Raw genomic sequence first — 1,048 nt, 5'->3', positions numbered from 1 at the left:
GTTAGAACAACTAAAACAGACGGACATACTAACTATGACCTAAATATCACAGATAGTTTAGAAAACATAGCAAGTATCATTGGTGGCGAAACTAAATACGACGGCAATAAAACAATCATCACTAATAACATAGGCGACACAGGCAAAAACACTATCCATGAAGCTATTAAAGCAGTTGATAAAAACATAACAGTCAATGGCTGGAATGAAGCAAATACAACAGACGGAAATCTACAACTTGTTTGGAGCGATACAAACAACACTTATGATTTAAGTCTAAATAAAGACCTAAATCTAACAGACGGAAGTATTACATTTGGTGATAGCTATATCAAAAACGGTGAATTTGTAGTTGCTAATGACGGCAATAAAACAACTATTACTCCAAATGGTTTAGTTGTAAATAAAGGTGGAAAAACACTTCAATTTACAGATAACAATGTAAGTGTAGGCGGAAATCAAATTCACGATGTTGCAAAAGGAACTGCTGATGATGATGCTGTAAATGTTGCTCAACTTAAAGAAGCTAACACAACAGTTACTTCTAACAACGGCTCTGTTGGTGTAGTTAGAACAACTAAAACAGACGGACATACTAACTATGACCTAAATATCACAGATACTATCAATAGCATAGTAACTTCAATCGGTGGAGATACAAAAGTAGCTGATGATAATAAAACAATCATCACTAATAACATAGGCGACACAGGTAAAAACACTATCCATGAAGCTATTAAAGCAATTGATAAAAACATAACAGTCAATGGCTGGAATGAAGCAAATGTAACAGATGGAAACCTAAAACTAGCTTGGAGCGATACAAACAACACTTATGATTTAAGTCTAAATAAAGACCTAAATCTAACAAAAGACGGAAGTATTACATTTGGTGATAGCTATATCAACAACAATGAATTTGTAGTTGCTAATGACAGCAATAAAACAACTATTACTCCAAATGGTTTAGTTGTAAATAGTGACGGAAAAACACTTCAATTTACAGATAACAATGTAAGTGTAGGCGGAAATCAAATTCACGATGTTG

At 33.6% G+C, this 1,048-nt stretch carries 1 protein-coding gene; it reads left to right on the top strand.

Annotated elements, in window-relative coordinates:
- The coding region (locus OFO01_RS08975) for a hypothetical protein (protein WP_270875555.1) at positions 1–1,048 on the top strand (1,048 nt) is incomplete at both ends.

Source organism: Campylobacter sp. JMF_01 NE2 (assembly GCF_027737365.1).
GTDB lineage: Bacteria > Campylobacterota > Campylobacteria > Campylobacterales > Campylobacteraceae > Campylobacter_B.
This window is presented reverse-complemented; position numbering and strand designations above follow the sequence as displayed.